The sequence below is a fragment of the Streptomyces sp. genome (assembly GCF_019510245.1).
Lineage (GTDB): Bacteria > Actinomycetota > Actinomycetes > Streptomycetales > Streptomycetaceae > Streptomyces.
Window position 1 is genome coordinate 1 of the sequence record NZ_JAEKKT010000092.1, and the last position, 14,219, is coordinate 14,219.

The following is a 14,219-nucleotide window of genomic DNA, read 5'->3' on the forward strand; positions in this document are numbered from 1 at the left end:
CATGGCGTCGAAGCCCTTCTTGATGGCGTCCTGGTGGGAGCCGGAGAAGGACGTGTAGACCAGGTCGCCCACGTACGGGTGGCGCGGGTGGACCTCCATCTGGTTGCAGTACTCCCACACGCGACGGATCTCGTCGATGTCGGAGAAGTCGATCTGCGGGTCGACGCCCTGCGAGAACAGGTTCATGCCGAGGGTGACCAGGTCGACGTTGCCGGTGCGCTCGCCCTGCCCGAACAGGCAGCCCTCGACGCGGTCGGCGCCGGCCATCAGCGCCAGTTCGGCGGCGGCGACGGCGGTGCCGCGGTCGTTGTGCGGGTGGACGGAGAGCACCACGTGCTCGCGGCGGGACAGGTTGCGGTGCATCCACTCGAAGCGGTCCGCGTGCGTGGACGGCGTCGAACGCTCCACGGTGGCGGGCAGGTTGAGGATGATCTCGCGGCCCGGACCCGGCTGGTAGACGTCCATCACCGCCTCGCAGACCTCCAGCGCGAAGTCCAGCTCGGTGTCGGTGAAGATCTCCGGCGAGTACTGGTAGCCGAACTCCGTCTCCGGGCCCAGCAGCTTCTCGGCGTACTCCATCACCAGCCGCGTGCCGTCGACGGCGATCTGCTTGATGTCGTCCTTGGAGCCGCGGAACACCACGCGCCGGAAGACGGGGGCAGTCGCGTTGTACAGGTGGACGGTGGCCCGCCGGGCGCCCTTCAGGGACTCGACGGTCCGCTCGATCAGGTCCTCGCGGGCCTGGGTCAGTACGGAGATCGTGACGTCGTCCGGGATCGCGCCCTCTTCCTCGATGATCGAGCGCACGAAGTCGAAGTCGGTCTGGCCGGAGGCGGGGAAGCCGACCTCGATCTCCTTGTAGCCCATCTTGACCAGCTGGTCGAACATCCGGCGCTTGCGCTCGGGCGACATCGGGTCGATCAGTGCCTGGTTGCCGTCGCGCAGGTCGGTGGAGAGCCAGCGGGGGGCTTCGGTGATCCGCTTCCCGGGCCAGGTGCGGTCCGGGATGTCCACCTGGTCGTAGCGGCCGTACTTGCGGATCGGCATGGTGCTGGGCTGCTGGCGGTTGGCCATGATTGCGGGGCTCCTAGTGGGTGTCCGGAAGGACGGCCGACGACGCAACGCGAAGCTCCGCGGGGAGGGAGTCGACCTGGACTACAGGCCCTCGCCGCGGCAGCTAAGAAGAAGCAGCCCGAAACGCATGATGCTCCGCATGCTAGCCGAGCCCCTTCGGACGCGGGGCGCCGTATCAGTATGCGGGACCGCACGGAGAAATAGGACAAAACGTGCGGCATACCACTCTCCCTCACGGAGCGTGGTCAATTGTCACCGTATTTCACCAATCATGGTTGCAGGTAGTGACAGCCGTGTGACTCGGTGCGAAGGTGCGGTGCATGACGACCAACGGGGGCTCTGAGCCCGTCATCCGCCGCACGCCCGTCTTCTGCGGGATCGTGCCGCCGCACATCCTGGACCACCTCGCCCAGCACGAGGACCAGACACTCTCCGACGCGGCGCTGCGTACCCTGCAGCACGACTCCGCCGCCCGCACCCGCCGCCGCGTGACCGCGGTCCGCACCCTGGCGGCCGCCGCCGCCCCGGCCGCCGCCGACAGCACGCCCCACCGCACGATCTACGACGCCGGGCACCGCACCGACCTCCCCGGCACCGAGGTCCGCGCGGAGGGGACCGAGCCCGGCCAGGACGCCACCGTGAACCGCGCCTACGCCGGTCTCGGCGCCACCTTCGAGCTGTACCTGAAGGCGTACGAGCGCGACTCCATCGACGGCAACGGGCTGCCGCTGAACGCGAGCGTCCACTACGACGTCAACTACGACAACGCCTTCTGGAACGGCGACCAGATGGTGTTCGGCGACGGTGACGGCGAGATCTTCGTCGACTTCACCACCTCCGTCGACGTCATCGGCCACGAGCTCACGCACGGCGTCACCCAGTACACCGCCAACCTGGAGTACTACGGCCAGTCCGGCGCCCTGAACGAGTCGGTCTCCGACGTCTTCGGCTCGCTCATCAAGCAGTACTCCCTCGGCCAGAGCGCCGACCAGGCCGACTGGCTGATCGGCGAGGGCCTGCTCGCCCCGGGCGTGCACGGCGTGGCGCTGCGCTCGATGAAGGCCCCGGGCACGGCGTACGACGACCCGCGCCTCGGCAAGGACCCGCAGCCGGCGACCATGCAGCACTACGTGAAGACCAGCCGGGACAACGGCGGTGTGCACATCAACTCCGGCATCCCGAACCACGCCTTCTACCTGCTCGCCACCGCCCTCGGCGGCAACGCGTGGGAGCGGGCCGGGCAGATCTGGTACGACGTCCTCACCGGCGGCGAGCTGCGGTCGGACGCCACGTTCGCGGACTTCGCGAAGCTCACGGTCACCGCGGCCAAGGCCCGCTACCAGGCGGGCGAGGAGAGCGAGGCGGCCCTCAAGGCCTGGGCCCAGGTGGGGGTGCAGGCCGCCTGACCGTGCGGGGGCGGGGGTGCACGCCGCCCGGTTCCGTACTACACAGGGACCCATGCGTATTCAGGTGAGGCGCACGGGCGGGTTCGCGGGCATCGAGCGCCGGGCCGAGGTGGACACCTCGGGCCGGCCCGACGCCCCTGAGTGGCAGGCTCTGGCCGAGCGCGCGCTCGCGGCCGGCCGGGGCACGCCACCGCCCGGTGTGCCGGACGGGTTCGCGTACGAGATCACCGTGGACGGACGGACGGTGTACGCGGCCGACCCGCGGCTCTCCGAGGACCAACGCGAGCTGATCTCACGGGTCTTGAAGGAAGGGGCGTGACCGGGCCTCGTAACGGGTAGTTCACGCCGGGGCGTTGACTTATGTTACCGGGGGTAAGGATGATCCCCGCCATGGCGACAGACGCGGTCCATCCGCTGCACCCCTTCCCTCGGTTCCCCGACGGCTTCCTCTGGGGCGTCTCGACCTCGGCGCACCAGATCGAGGGCGCGGCCGACCTGCGGGAGCCGTCCGTGTGGGACGTGTTCGAGGCGGAGCCGGGCCGGATCAAGGACGGCTCCACGGCGGCGGTGGCCTGCGACCACTACCACCGCCACCGCGAGGACGTGGCGCTCCTGGCCGGCCTCGGCGTGGACGCGTACCGCTTCTCGATCTCCTGGCCGCGGGTGCGCTCGGCGGGCGGCCTGGACTTCTACGACCGCCTGGTCGACGAGCTGTGCGCGGCGGGCGTCCGCCCGGTCCCGACCCTCTTCCACTGGGACCTGCCGGCCGCACTGATGGAGAAGGGCGGCTGGCTCGACCGCGACACGGCGGCACACTTCGCCGAATACGTCTCGGCCGTCGCGGACCGGCTCGGCGACCGGGTCAAGAAGTGGATCACCCTCAACGAGCCGGCCGAGCAGACCCTGTTCGGGTACGCCCTGGGCGCCCACGCCCCCGGCAGGCAGCTGATGTTCGACGCCCTGCCGGTCGCCCACCACCAGCTCCTCGCCCACGGCCTGGCCGTACGGGCGCTGCGCGCGGCCGGCGCCGCCGACATCGGCATCGCCAACTCGCACGGCCCGACCTGGCCGGCCTCCCGGGAGCAGCCGGACCTGGAGGCGGCCGCCTTCTACGACCTGCTCCTCAACCGCCTGTTCGCCGAGCCGGTCCTGCTCGGCGAGTACCCGGACGGGATGGGCGACCTGATGCCAGGCGACGTCGCCGCCGACCTCAAGGTGATCGCCGAACCGCTCGACTGGTACGGCGTCAACTACTACGCCCCGACCAGGGTGGGTGCCCCGCAGGGCACCGAGATCGAGTTCGGCGGGCTCACCCTCCCCGCCGAACTCCCCTTCTCCGTCCAGGACATCGAGGGCGTGCCGGTGACCGACTTCGGCTGGCCGGTCGTCCCGGAGGGCCTCACCGAACTCCTCACCGGTTTCCGCGAGCGCTACGGCGACCGCCTCCCGCCCGTCGTCATCACCGAGAACGGCTGCTCCTACGAGGGCATCGACGACCAGGACCGCATCGCCTACCTGGACGGCCACGTCCGGGCGCTGCACAGGGCGGTCGAGGCCGGCGTCGACGTGCGGGGCTACTTCGTCTGGTCGCTCCTCGACAACTTCGAGTGGGCCGAGGGGTACGCGCGCCGCTTCGGCCTGGTCCACGTCGACTACGCGACCCGGGCGCGGACGCCGAAGGCGTCGTACGCCTGGTACCGGGACCTCCTGCGGGCGCAGAGATGACGACGCTGCGGGAACCCGCCGCCGCGCTGGCCGAGCCGGTCGAGCGGGTCGGCCGCGGCTGGACGTCGGCGCTCTCGCTGGCCAACGGGGCCGTCTGGGTGGGCTGGTACGGCCCCCTCCAGATCCTGCTCGCCTCCCAGGCCAAGGACTTCGCACCCGGCTCCGGCATGTCGAAGGAGACGATGCTGGCCTGGGTGACCGGCGTCGGCGCCGTGGTGTCGCTGGCCGCGAACCCGGTCTTCGGCGCGCTGTCGGACCGTACGACGTCCCGCTGGGGCCGCCGTACCCCGTGGATCGTCGCCGGCACGGCGGGCGGGGCGCTGTCCCTGCTGCTCCTCGCGGGCGCCGGCGGCATGTGGACGATGATGCTGGGCTGGGCCCTGGTCCAGCTCACCCTGAACGCGGCCTTCGCGGCGGTCACGGCGGCGGTCCCGGACCGGGTGCCGCGGCTCCAGCGGGGTTCGGTGGGCGGCTGGCTGGGGGCCGCGCAGATCCTCGGCGTGGTCGGCGGCACCGGGCTCGCGACGGCCGCCGGGGGCGTCGGCACCGGCTACGTGGCGTGCGCGGTGTTCACGGCGCTGGGCGTCCTGCCGTACGTCCTCAGGTACCCGGACCTGCGGCTGGCGCCGGAGGACCGGCCTCAGTGGTCCTGGCGGGGTTTCCTGGCGGGCTTCTGGCTGAGCCCGCGCCGGTATCCGGACCTGGGCTGGGCGTGGCTGACCCGCTTCCTCATCAACCTCAGCAACGCGCTGGTGCTGCTCTACCTGCTCTACTACCTCCGCGACCGCCTGCACTACGCCGACCCCGACCAGGGCGTGCTGATCCTGACGGCCGTCAACGGGCTGACGCTGATGGCGACGGTCGTGGTCGGCGGGGTCTGGTCGGACCGGACGGGCCGCCGCAAGCCGTTCGTGATCTGGTCGGGGATGCTGATGGCGGTCGCGACGGCACTGCTGTCGGTGTGGCAGACCTGGCCCGGGGCGATCGTGGCCGCGGCGGTGCTGGGCATCGGCTTCGGGGTGTTCACCTCCGTGGACTTCGCGCTGATGACCGACGTCCTGCCGAAGGCCCTGGACCGCGGCAAGGACCTCGGCGTCATCAACGTCGCCAACGCCCTCCCCCAGGTCGCGGCCCCCGCCCTCGCCGCCCCGATCGTCACCTACCTCGGCGGCTACCGCGTCCTTTACCTGGTGGCGGCGGTGATCGGGCTGGCGGGGGCGTGGCTGGTGGGGCGGATCCGGGGGGTCGACTAGGGCGCCGGAAGGCTGGGCCGGGAGGGTGGGCCGGAAGCGGGCTCCCGGGCGGGGAACCAGCGCTGCCGGCTGCCCTCCATGTGCAGGAGGGTGCCGACGCGCACCGTCTCCCGGATCATGTCCGGCCAGGCGCTGCGGTCCGCGATCGCCAGCAGATGGGCCGACGGATCGTCGGTGCGCTTGCGGATACCGGCCCGGATCAGCACCCGCAGGATCTCCTGGGGGCCCTCCCAGGAGCCTTCGACGAGTTCCCTCCACTGGTCCGGCGTGGCGCGTTCGGCGAGGCGGGAGAGCGGGCGGTACCAGCGCTGGGCCAGTGACATCACCTGCCCCCGCGCCAGCCCGCGCAGCGTACCGGCGGCCGCGTTGACCACGGCGACGGCGTCCCCGGGCGACGCCTCGGTGAGCCGCTCGACGAACCGCCCGAGCACCGTCACGTCGTCCACCTCGGTGGCCCTCGCCAGGTGGCCGCGCGCATGCGCGCACGCGCGGGCGATCTGCCGGGGCGTGTGCAGCGGGTGATGCCGGCACACCAGCCCGGTCAGGCAGCGGCGGGCCACCGCCTCGACGTCCTCGTGCCGGCCCCGGCCCGCCCCCGTCGGCCCCGGCCCGGATGCCCGGGCGGGGGACGCGAGACCGCGCAGGGTCTCCTCCAGGTTCCGCCACTCCGGGGTGTCGAGCGAGCCGTTCGGGCTGTGGTCGACGACCGTCTCGACCAGCATGAGCGCGGCCCGGACCTGGTGCGGGTGGCCGCCCCCGGCGAGAATCCCGTCGAGGCGCCGGGCGCTCGGCGGGGCGAGGACCTTCCGGGCGACGAGTTTCCCGCGCAGCAGGAAGGACCGCTTGGCGTTCGTCGCACCGAACGCGCCGGTCCAGGTGGCGTCGCAGAGCAGTTCGAGAGTGTCGGCGTGACGGCGCAGCGCGGTGGTCAGCCGCCGGTCGACACCGGCTCCGGGCCGCCCCAGCGCCTCGTTCAGCCAGCCCGGGTCCAGCCGCGGGTCGATGGTGCCGCCGGCGAACAACTCGTCCAGTAGTTCCGGGTGTTCGGGCAGCAGCCGCTGCAGGGTGAGCGAGATCTTCTGGTCCTCCTGCGACACCCCCTGTTTGCGGCCGGCTCCCTCGACGCGACCCCTGGCCGCCCGGTCGGTGCGCCACAGCCGCAGGGCGCTGCGCGCCTGTGGGTGCCCGGCCGCCGCGGCGGCCACCAGCAGCTGGACGGCACCCTGGTCGGAGAGCCAGATCCGGCGCAGTCTCTCCTCCGTCTCCGGCTCCGCCCCCGTCCGCGCCGGGGCGGGGGACGCGCGATCGCCGTCCCGCGGCCATGCCTGCGCCACCAGCCTGGCCGCGGTGGGCACGTCGAGATCGCGGCTCCAGGTGTGCTCCGCCAGCCGGTGGGCGAAGGAGACGGGGGTGGCGGGGCTGTCGAGGGCCCGCAGTTCCCCGGCCAGCCAGGCGCGGACCGCGGCCGTGGCCGCGGGTTCCCCGCCGGCGGTCCGGCTGGAGGGGGTGTCGCCGCCGATCGTCGCGGGATCGCCGTCCGCGGCGGTCAGCAGCGGCAGCAGCAGATGGTCGGTGAGCAGCGGCATGGCCGCCGGCCCCGCGGTCCGTGCCGCGACCTCCACCAGCCGCCGCACCTCGTCGGCCGGCGCCAGCAGCGCCATCTCGCACACCGCGCGCACCTGGGGATACGACATCGCGTCCTCGGGCCGCCGGACGGCCGCGGCCAGGACGGCGTCCGGGGACGGCGGCCGATCGCCGGTCAGCCACGAGGCCGCCGTCAGCCGGCCCAGCGCCGCCTGGAGTTCGAAGCCGTCCTTGTTGCGCGGGCGCTCCCGGCCCCAGCGGTGCCGCACGACGGGCCGGACCGCCGGGTAGGGGCGCTCCGGCCAGTCCACCCGCCGCGCCGCGAGCCGCAGGCAGCGGGCCATCGGTGCCAGGTCGCTGGACGGATCCGTCAGCAGCGTGCGCAGCCGGGGCCACACCCACTCGGGCTGCTTGGGCGCCAGTGCCTCCAGTACGGCCAGGAACTTGAAGACCTCCGACTTGTGCCGGGCCAGCAGCCAGGCCCACAGGCACTCCCGCGGAGCGCACCGGACGCCTCGGCAGCCGCCGCTGCCGTGGGCCGCGGCCGGGCAGGCCGCGTCGATGACCGAGATCACGCTCGCGGGCAGGCTCTCCGCGAGCCAGCCCAGGGCGACGAGCAGGGGCTGTCTGAGTTCCTCGTGGCCGCGGCGCCAGATGCCGAGCAGTTCGTCGACGATCCGGCCGTGGTCCCGGTGGCAGGTCGTGGGCAGCGCCTCCAGGTAGATCCGGCCCAGTACCGGGGGCAGTTCGGCGACGACGGGACCGAACCGCCGCCGCAGTTCCGGGTCCGGGGCGGGCAGCCTGGCGTAGACGCGGATCAGCAGAGCGCGCAGACCGTGCAGTTCGGGCGCACCGTCCCGGGTCTCGGCGAGCAGTGCGGTGAGCAGTGCGGCGCCCGCCTCGGCCGCCCGGCCGCCGGCCCGGCAGGCCTGGACCAGGGCCTGTTCGGCGACGGCCGTGCGGAACTGGTCCTCGGGGTGCTCCTTCAGCCAGTCGAGCAGCTGGGCGAGGTCGGACGGCCCGCCGGCCGGCGCGGCGCTCCGGGAGAGCCCGCGGCCGGCGGCGTACTCGAACAGGCTCTGGTGGGAGAAGGAGTACCGCTCCGTGTCGTCCGTGTCCTGCCGCTCGATCACCCCGCGCGCCACGAGCCCCTGGAGGTCGTCCACCAGGCCGGGACCCGGAGAACCTGGGCTCGGGGAGCCGGGGCCCGCACCCGTGCCGAACTCCGCGGTGCCGAGTTCGAGCCGGCCTTCCTGGAGCATCAGGCGGGCCGCCTCCTCACCGGCCGCGGAGAGGTCACGCGCCGGTACCGCGCCGGCGGTGGGGGTGTCCCCGGCCCGCTGGTCCCGGCTGACGCGGTGCTCCCAGTACAGGTCGTACAGGGTGGTGGCGTCGATCTCCTCCACCAGAGGCACCCTGGGCGCGAATGTCTCGAACAGCATGCGCAGGGTGAGGGGAGCCTGGCAGACCTTGCGCATCGGCAGGCCCCGCACCGCGGCCTTCGCGACCGTACGGCAGACCTCGGCCACGGAGACCTCGGCCTGGCCCTCGTAGAAGTACCGGGCGTGCGACCGGATGGCCGCCTCCTGCTCACGCGGGCTGTAGGGGCCGAGCGCCTTCCACTCGGTGACGAACTCGGCCACGTACGGCCGCAGGTGGCGTGCCGCCTCCTTGCGGCAGGTCATCAGCACCCGCACGCAGTGCTCGGCGGCGACGGTGAGCAGTTCCCGGGCCAGCACGAGGCCGGAGGTGTCGGAGACCAGCAGGTCGGCGGTGTCGAGGAGGAAGACCGTCGGGCCGGGCAGAGCGCGGCAGGCGGCGCGCACCGTCTCCAGGGTGAGCGCGGCACCGGCCGTCGCGCTCCACAGGTCGCCGGCGCGCAGGAAATAGGGCCGCGGCCCGTGGTCGTCCGCTTCCAGTTCGTTGTACAGCCGCCACAGCAGCGTGGTCTTCCCGGTGCCGGGCTCGCCGGTCACGCACGCGGAGCCGCCCTCGGCGAGGAGGCCCAGCAACGACCACTCCACGTCCCTGGGGACGGCGAGCGCGGCCAGATCCAGGGGGTGTGCGCCGGGCCCGGAAGCGCCCTGGTGGCCGGCGGCGATCACCGCGGTACGGCTGTAGGTCTCCAGCCGGCGGAGCTCCTCGGGCGGCTCCGGGGCGGCCCGGTCCGGGGCGGCCCGGTCCGGGGTGGCCCGGTCCGGGGTGGGCGGAGCGGCCGCCGTGGGGGCCGGTGCCGGGCGGTGCGCGGCCGGTGCGGGCGCGTCGACCGGCCGTCCCTGCGGTGACGGGCCGTCGTCGTACCGCCGCAGCAGCTCGCCGCCCGCGTGCGCCGCGAGCCGGAAGTACCACCAGCGGCCGGCGTCCCCCATGTTCTCGTAGGTGCTGAACCGCAGTCCCGTGGCGACGAGGGAGAGCAGGAACTGGGTGTTCCACAGGTCGCCGAGGCCGCCCTTCGCGGCCTCGGCACAGGCCTCCCGTACGGCGCGCACCAGGCGGCCGGTCGCGGGCGGGATCTCGTCCAGGAGCGGCCGGCGCGGACGCACCAGATATCTGAGCAGGGTGTCGCCGCCCCCGGCCGCCTCCGCCGGGACGCGCGGGGCCAGGGCGGACAGCAGCAGCATCGCCACGTCCCGGGAGAGCGGTGCGTCCTCGGAGAAGGTGGCCAGGTCGATGAGCTGGAAGTCCTGGTGGCGGGGTGTGCCCTCCCGGTGCGGCACCATGATGTTGTTCAGATGGAGGTCGCCGTGGGCCCGCCCGCGTGCGACATACAGCTCAGGGTCGGGCAGTGCGGCGTGGCCGACGGCCATCGCCAGGGGATTCGGCAGGTCCCGGCCGTCGACGCGGATCCACGGCGGGTCCGCCTCCAGGCCCGGTATCCGCGAGCCGTACGCGAGCGCCGAGCCGCCGTGCGAGACGAGCGCGCCGAGTTCGGCGCGCAGCAGTTCCGTGACGCCGGCGGGCCGGGGATCACCGCCGCCGGGGCCGTCGTTCCACTCCGTGAGCAGCCACTTCGTCACGAAGGCACAGGCGTCGGGGAGTTCGCCGTTCTCCAGCGCCGCCATCGTGTCCACGTCGTACAGACTGTCCCCGGCCGGGGACTGGAACGTCAGCATGCGGCCGTCCCCCACCGGCCACGTCCACAGCAGTTCGGCCACGTGCTCCGGCGCGGTCCGCCGGGCCCGGGCGTGGATGTGCCCTTCCCCGGACTGGCCGGCGGTGGACACCTTGACCACCACGGCGCCCGGGCGGGGCGTGACCTGCACCGCGGCCAGCAGGGCTCCGCTGGCACCGTCGGCGAACGGGCGCCACGGCGGGACGGCCGGCAGGACCCTGCCGCCGTGCGCCCCCTTCTCCGCCCACTCGGCCAGGGCGTCGGAGACAGCCCTGTCGTCGAACAGACTCCGCAGGCCGGCCTCGTTCTCCACCCGCCGCCTTCCCCGTCCAGGACCCGTCCGTACCCGTCGTGGAGCCCGGCACCGGTGGCCGGCCGGGTGACCGCTCGGGCATACCGTCCGTACCAAGCTGCCACAGAATCAACCGGGTTGTGGTGTCGTACGGGCGACAAGGCTCTGCAGATGCTCCATCGCGGCCTGGAAGTCCGCCCGGTCCGTGTTCTTGAAGCGGTGGAAGAACCAGTCGGGCACGCGGGTGTGCCGCTGCCGCGACTGGAAGATCACGTCCTGGACCTGCCGGGCGAACCCCAGCAGGGCGGCCGGGTCGCCGCCTGCGGCGACCCTGGCCTCCAGGAGCTCCATCACCCGCTCCCGCTCCGCGGCCACCTCCCACTGGATGCGGCACACCTCGAGGCCCGTCATCACCGCGCCGAGCGAGGGCACGTACCACAGCAGGAGCAGGTCGAGCACGCTCATGCGCGCCGAGAGGCCGGCCACCAGTCCCAGGACCAGCCAGGCGATCATCGCCGTCAGTACGGTCCTGGCGTAGCGGCGGCGGACCCGGGCGCCCCAGCCGAGGTTCTGCTGCTGGCAGGCGAGCACGTCGTACGGGCGCGGCAGTTCGGGTATCTCGTAGTAGTCCAGCAGCTCCGCCTCGTCGCCCCGGAAGCGCCGGCTGAGGCCGTTGACCTGCTGGGGTGCGGGCGGCGGGCCGGCCATCGGGCCGTTCCACTCCAGCCGGAACAGCCGGACGTCGAACAGCTCCTGGAGCAGCGCCGCACGGCGGGCCTCGTTGCTCTCCCACGAGGTGAGGCCCACGGAGTACGCCACGGCCCAGAGTCCGCCGAGGACCGTCACGGTGACGGTGAACCGGGGCAGCAGGACGGTGCCGAGTCCGGCGGCGGCCAGCAGCAGGGAGACCCCGGTACGGGCGTTGGCCAGCCGCTGGGCCCTGCGGTGGGAGACGGTCATGGCCCGCAGCCGTTGCCGGGCCGCCTCGGCGTTCTGTTCCGACGGTATGCGGGAGCCCCCGGCCGGCTCGCTGCCCATGACGTCCCCCTCGTCCTCGGCTGTCCCCTTCAACTCTGCCCGCCGGTCCGCCGGGTGTACACAGGGCGAGGCGTCCGGGACGGTGCCGGAATGTCCCGGACCGGCCTTGGGGGACGAGGTTGTCGTGCGGGGGCGATGACGGTGCTTCTTGAACTGACCGAGTGGCTCGGTCGGCGCGGTGGTCTGGTCGGCGGACGGCCGGCGGCTGGCCAGCGCCGGCTACGACGGCCGCGTGCTGCTGGGGGACCCCGTCACCGGGCTGCCGCGCCACCGTCTCGACGGCGACGGATCGGCGGTGTGGTCCGTCGCGCTGTTCCCGGACGGCAGGAGTCTGGTGGCCGTCACCATGGACGGCTCGGCCCTCCTGTGGGACACCGCGACCGGGGCCGAGGTGTGCCGGCTGCGCGTGGACAACCACCTGTCCTCCTGCTCGTTCGATCCGCGCGGCGACCGGGTCGTCCTCGGCGGCGCGGCCGGCATCTACCTGTGCGAGGTGCGCCGCCGGGCCGTCAGAGGACCCCGGCGTCCCGGGCCGTCCAGACGCTCGGATAGATCGGCCGGAAACCGAGGTCGCGGCGGATCTTCCGGGTGGACATGATCCCGAAGAACGGGTCGCGGTCGGTGCGGCTGTGGCTGTCCTCGGGCAGCTCGACGCCGTTGAGCTGGTGCAGCTCGACGGTGGTGACGGGGGCGTCGTCGGCGATGTTGTGGACCGGGCCGTTCACCGCCGGGGCGTACAGCAGGCGCAGCAGGCCCTGGGCGACGTCCGCGTGGTGGGCCATCTGGAGACGCTGGGCGGGTGCCCAGTGCGCGGCCCAGGCCATGACGTTGACGAGGTGCGGGTCGCCCTCGCCGTAGACGAAGGGCAGCCGCCCGATGCGCACCTCCATGTCTCCGCCGAGTGCGAGCAGTTCCCGCTCTGCGGCGATCTTGGACTCGGGGTAGGCGCCCCACATCTCGCCGCCGGGCCGGCTCTCGTCCTCCTCGGTGAGCGGGCGGCCGCGTCCGGTGCCGTACACGTTCCCGGTGCTGACCTGCACGAACCGCCGCACGCCTGCCGAGACGGCGGCCCTGCCCAGGGCCACCGCCGCGTCCCGGTTGACCGCCCAGGCCTCGTCGTCGGGCACGCCGCGGAAGGCGGCGGCGACGTTCACGACGGCGTCCGCCCCGGCGACGGCCTTGCCGAGCACCTCCTCGTCCCGCAGGTCGCCGACGGCGACCTCGGCGCCCAGCGCGGCGAACGGCTCCGCACGGGCCGCGTCGCGCACCAGCACCCGTACCCTCCCCGTGTCGCCCTGGGCCTGCGTGATCAGCCGCGGCACGAACCGCCGCCCGACCTGCCCGGTCGTACCCGTGACAAGAGTGATCATGACCTTCTCCTCCGCTCTGGTCCCACCACCCTCGCCCGGGCCCCCCGCGACCGGGAGAGACCTCCCGATCAGGGGACCGGCAGTCCCTGGATAACCCGGACGCCCCCGGCCACCCTGGAGACATGGACCGCCCCGGACTCGCCGACTTCCTGCGCCACGCCCGCACCCGCCTGGACCCCTCCGACGTGGGCCTGCCCCCCGGCGCCCGGCGCCGCACCCCGGGGCTGCGGCGCGAGGAGGTGGCGTCGCTGGCCGGCATGTCCGCCGACTACTACACGCGCCTCGAACAGTCCCGGGGCCCGCGCCCGTCCCGCCAGATGCTGACGGCACTGGCCCGCGGGCTGCGCCTGACGGCGGACGAGCGGGACCATCTGTTCCACCTGGCCGGCGAGGAGCCCCCGCGCCGGGAGGCGACCGGCACCCACGTCGGCCCGGGGCTGCTGCTGGTCCTGGACCGGCTGGACGACACCCCGGCGCTGGTGACGACCGACTGCGGCGAGGTCCTCGCCCAGAACGCGCTGTCACGGGCGCTGAGCGGCGACCTGCTGGCCCGGCCGCCACGGGAGCGCAACCTGGTCCGCCGTTTCTTCCTGGACCCGGCGGCCCAGCGGCCCTGCCCGCCCGAGGACCGCCCGCTGCGGGCCCGCGAACACGTGGCGAACCTGCGCGCGGTGGCCGCGGCCCGCCCCGCCGACCCGGTCCCCACCGCCCTCGTCGCCGAACTCATGGCCGGCAGCGAGGAGTTCGCAACGCTCTGGGCCGAACACGAGGTGGCGGTACGCCGCGCGGCCACCAAGCGCTTCCTGCACCCCGCGGTCGGCCTGCTGGAACTGGACTGCGAGGTCCTCGTCAACACCGCCACCCACCAGCAGCTCGTCATCCACACGGCCCGTCCGGGCACGGAGTCGTCCGAACGCCTGCAACTGCTGCGCGTGGTGGGCCTGCAGGACATGACCCCGAGCCGCACTTGAGACCCCGCCCCTACGCCCCTCAGAACCCCAGCCGCCGCAGCTGCTTCGGGTCCCGCTGCCAGTCCTTCGCCACCTTCACGTGCAGGTCGAGGAAGACGGGCGTGCCGAGGAGGGCCTCGATCTGCTTGCGGCTCTTGATGCCGACCTCCTTCAGGCGCTTGCCCTTGGGGCCGATGACGATGCCCTTCTGGCTGGGGCGCTCGATGAACAGGTTGGCGTGGATGTCGAGGAGGGGCTTGTCGGCGGGGCGGTCCTCGCGCGGGAGCATCTCCTCGACGACGACGGCGATGGAGTGCGGCAGCTCGTCGCGCACGCCCTCCAGGGCCGCCTCGCGGATCAGCTCGGCGATCATGACCTGCTCGGGCTCGTCGGTGAGGTCGCCCTCGGGGTAGAG

At 73.3% G+C, this 14,219-nt stretch carries 11 protein-coding genes and 1 pseudogene; 7 read left to right on the top strand and 5 right to left on the bottom strand.

Annotated elements, in window-relative coordinates; genetic code table 11:
* A partial coding sequence (locus JF597_RS05415) for a 2-isopropylmalate synthase (protein WP_293989758.1) occupies positions 1 to 1,074 on the bottom strand: 1,074 nt, incomplete at its 3' end.
* A 320-nt stretch (positions 1,075 to 1,394) separates the two neighbouring features.
* Here JF597_RS05415 and JF597_RS05420 point away from each other — a divergent pair.
* From JF597_RS05420 to JF597_RS05435, 4 genes are all read left to right on the top strand, one after another.
* The gene (locus tag JF597_RS05420) at positions 1,395 to 2,480 is read left to right on the top strand and encodes a M4 family metallopeptidase (RefSeq protein WP_293989761.1); all 1,086 of its coding nucleotides are present in this window, start codon (positions 1,395 to 1,397) and stop codon (positions 2,478 to 2,480) included.
* Between the two features lie 52 nt (positions 2,481 to 2,532).
* On the top strand, positions 2,533 to 2,799 hold the full coding sequence (locus JF597_RS05425; RefSeq protein WP_293989764.1) for a protealysin inhibitor emfourin: 267 nt from the start codon (positions 2,533 to 2,535) through the stop codon (positions 2,797 to 2,799).
* Positions 2,800 to 2,870: 71 nt separating this feature from the next.
* Positions 2,871 to 4,205 (top strand): GH1 family beta-glucosidase, encoded by a 1,335-nt coding sequence (locus tag JF597_RS05430; RefSeq protein WP_293989767.1) that lies wholly within the window; start codon positions 2,871 to 2,873, stop codon positions 4,203 to 4,205.
* Positions 4,202 to 5,458 (top strand): MFS transporter, encoded by a 1,257-nt coding sequence (locus JF597_RS05435; protein ID WP_293989770.1) that lies wholly within the window; start codon positions 4,202 to 4,204, stop codon positions 5,456 to 5,458. The genes JF597_RS05430 and JF597_RS05435 overlap by 4 nt, the downstream gene beginning before the upstream one ends.
* Here the strand turns inward: JF597_RS05435 and JF597_RS05440 are convergent.
* Together JF597_RS05440 and JF597_RS05445 are read right to left on the bottom strand one after the other, a co-directional pair.
* Positions 5,455 to 10,467 (bottom strand): hypothetical protein, encoded by a 5,013-nt coding sequence (locus JF597_RS05440; RefSeq protein ID WP_293989773.1) that lies wholly within the window; start codon positions 10,465 to 10,467, stop codon positions 5,455 to 5,457. The two genes, JF597_RS05435 and JF597_RS05440, sit on opposite strands and share 4 nt — an antisense overlap.
* 108 nt (positions 10,468 to 10,575) lie before the next feature.
* Positions 10,576 to 11,484 carry an S-4TM family putative pore-forming effector gene (locus JF597_RS05445; protein ID WP_293989776.1) on the bottom strand — a complete coding sequence of 303 codons (909 nt, stop codon included), beginning with the start codon at positions 11,482 to 11,484 and terminating at the stop codon, positions 10,576 to 10,578.
* 172 nt (positions 11,485 to 11,656) lie between these two features.
* Between JF597_RS05445 and JF597_RS55465 the strand changes: the two are divergent.
* A pseudogene (locus tag JF597_RS55465) lies at positions 11,657 to 11,713 on the top strand (hypothetical protein); the annotation flags it as partial.
* Positions 11,714 to 11,716: 3 nt separating this feature from the next.
* Positions 11,717 to 12,082 (top strand): hypothetical protein, encoded by a 366-nt coding sequence (locus JF597_RS05450; protein ID WP_366916379.1) that lies wholly within the window; start codon positions 11,717 to 11,719, stop codon positions 12,080 to 12,082.
* Here the strand turns inward: JF597_RS05450 and JF597_RS05455 are convergent.
* Positions 11,994 to 12,854, bottom strand: coding sequence for an NAD(P)-dependent oxidoreductase (locus JF597_RS05455; RefSeq protein ID WP_293989781.1), 861 nt, complete (start codon positions 12,852 to 12,854; stop codon positions 11,994 to 11,996). The two genes, JF597_RS05450 and JF597_RS05455, sit on opposite strands and share 89 nt — an antisense overlap.
* Positions 12,855 to 12,976: 122 nt before the next feature.
* Here JF597_RS05455 and JF597_RS05460 point away from each other — a divergent pair, with 122 nt between their 5' ends.
* The gene (locus JF597_RS05460) at positions 12,977 to 13,825 is read left to right on the top strand and encodes a helix-turn-helix transcriptional regulator (RefSeq protein WP_293989784.1); all 849 of its coding nucleotides are present in this window, start codon (positions 12,977 to 12,979) and stop codon (positions 13,823 to 13,825) included.
* 19 nt (positions 13,826 to 13,844) lie between these two features.
* On the opposite strand, the gene JF597_RS05465 is transcribed toward JF597_RS05460, so the two are convergent.
* Positions 13,845 to 14,219 (bottom strand): KH domain-containing protein (locus JF597_RS05465; protein ID WP_293989787.1); only part of this gene is annotated, 375 nt, incomplete at its 5' end.